Origin of the sequence: Polyangium fumosum, from assembly GCF_005144585.1 — a bacterium.
In the GTDB taxonomy this organism is placed as follows: domain Bacteria; phylum Myxococcota_A; class Polyangia; order Polyangiales; family Polyangiaceae; genus Polyangium; species Polyangium fumosum.
Map to the genome: position 1 here is coordinate 1 of NZ_SSMQ01000173.1, position 2,023 is coordinate 2,023.

Sequence of the window (2,023 nt, forward strand, 5' to 3'; positions counted from 1 at the left end):
CATTGGTAAATCCTACCTTGTTCTGCGCGACCATCCGCGCATGGTTCTGGCAAGACTCCCGTTCAAACCGTGCGTGCGGATTTCCCGCACACGGCTTACCGGTGGTCTCTCGGGCAGCGGCATCATGCGGCCTCCGGGTACTGGATGGTTCCGCGCAGGCGGTGGAGCCCGTGGGTGTGGAAGAAGTCACTCGTCCACGTGGCGATCTCTCCGGCGCGCAGGTTCCGGCCCTTGCGCTTCATGAGGAAGCGTCGGAGCCGTCGCTCGACGTAGCGATCGACGAAGCCGAATTTTGCCGCGGCATTGCCCGTGCGGAAGTAGTTGCCCCAGCCGAGCAGCACCGGGTTCAGGTCGCGGATCAGAGCCCGCACGTCCTTCACGCCGTTCCTGTTTCGTCCGGTCAAACTCTTCACGCGCTGCCTCACGCGCTTCATGCTGCGCTGCGAGGGCCATCGCTGGAGGAAGTACACGCGCTTGCGTTGCCTCTCCCAGATCGGACCGCTCATGCGCTTGCGCAAATGGCAACCGAGGAAGTCGAATCCCTCCTTGCCCAGGCTCAGATCCACTCTCCTCGTCTTCTCGGGATGTAGCTCCAAACCGAGCCGCGCGAGCACTTCACGCACGCGCTTCTCGGCCTGCTCGCACGAAGACCCCGTCCGACACATCACGACGAAGTCGTCCGCGTAGCGCACCAAGACGCCCAGATGCGCGCCATGGCGTTCCCACGCGGCGTCGAGCACGTGCAGGTAGATGTTGGACAAGAGCGGCGAGATCACGCCGCCCTGCGGGGTCCCCGAGAGCATCGCCATCTCGCGCCCGTCCTCCATCACGCCTGCTTCGAGCCATTGCCGCAGCAGCTTGAGCACCCTCCGATCCGAGACGCGTCGCTCCACGAGCTTCATCAGCTTCTCGTGGTCGATGCTCCCGAAGTAGTCGCGGATGTCGGCATCGAGCACGTGATTGCCTCCACGCGCCCCGAGCTTCCGGAGCTTCTCCAGCGCTTGTGTCGCGCTTCGGCGTGGCCGAAAGCCGTACGAGCTCGGACGAAAGTCCGCCTCGAAGATCGGCTCCAGCACGAGCTTCGCCGCCATCTGCGCCACTCGGTCCCGGATCGTCGGAATGCCCAGCGGCCTCTTCTTCCCATCAGCCTTCGGGATGTATCGACGCAGCACCGCCGCCGGTCGATACGTGCCTGCTCGCAACGCGGCGCCGATCTCTTCGAGGAAGCGATCGACTCCGTACTGCTCGACGTCGGCGATCGTCTGGGCATCGACGCCCGCCGCGCCTCGGTTTCTCCTCACCCGCTTCCACGCTTCCCACAGGACGTCACGCCTGTAGATGCGGTCGTACAGCGCGTGGAATCGACGTTCCTTCGACCGTTTCGCGGATGCCCACAGTCGACGCTGGAGTTGTCGCACTTTGTCCGCGGGTTTGGCCCCGCGGGGGTGGTTGGGACCGGTCTTGCCGGCCATGCCCTCGCGCTTACCTCCGACCTCGACACGACCACCGCGAGGGCCCTTCCCTCCGGCCGCGTTGTTCGTCGCGGCCATCTTCGGTACTACGACCCCCTCGGACTCCCGCTGCGCAGCGCTCGATTTCACCTTCGGCTTATACGAGCCACCTTGCCGCGACGACGGCAGCGCAGACGGGTCTCTCGTGTTCCGCACCTCTCCTTGAACGCGTGCTGCGCCCTCTACCCCGGGGAGATCCACCGTGCGTCGTTCTCCGGACTTCGGCGCGATGGACGTGGTCTTCGCCGCGACATGCTCGGCTCGGCTCTCCCGTTGTGAATGTGACGAGGCGGCAGGCTTCACTTGATGTTGCGGCCCGCGTTCTTGCTCCCTCCGTAGAGGCTTTCGACGCCCCGCTCGGGCACGATGGATCTCTCCACGCACCTGGGGCCTGCTACCGGGCGCTCCGGCGCTTACCCGGACGGGACTCTCACCCGTTGGAGACGTGCAGCGCAAGACCGACCCTCGAACCGGTGTCCCGGCCGTTTGGTCGATCTCCTCACGACGCACCA

General features: G+C 65.3%; 1 protein-coding gene. It reads right to left on the bottom strand.

Features of this window, described 5'->3' with window-relative positions:
- Positions 1-122: 122 nt before the first annotated feature.
- The gene (ltrA, locus tag E8A74_RS51550) at positions 123-1,550 is read right to left on the bottom strand and encodes a group II intron reverse transcriptase/maturase (RefSeq protein ID WP_338089773.1); all 1,428 of its coding nucleotides are present in this window, start codon (positions 1,548-1,550) and stop codon (positions 123-125) included.
- Positions 1,551-2,023: the final 473 nt, after the last annotated feature.

Excerpts from the sequence above, each read along its gene's own strand:
- ltrA (WP_338089773.1), bottom strand. The coding sequence starts at position 1,550 with ATGGCCGCGACGAACAACGCGGCCGGAGGGAAGGGCCCTCGCGGTGGT.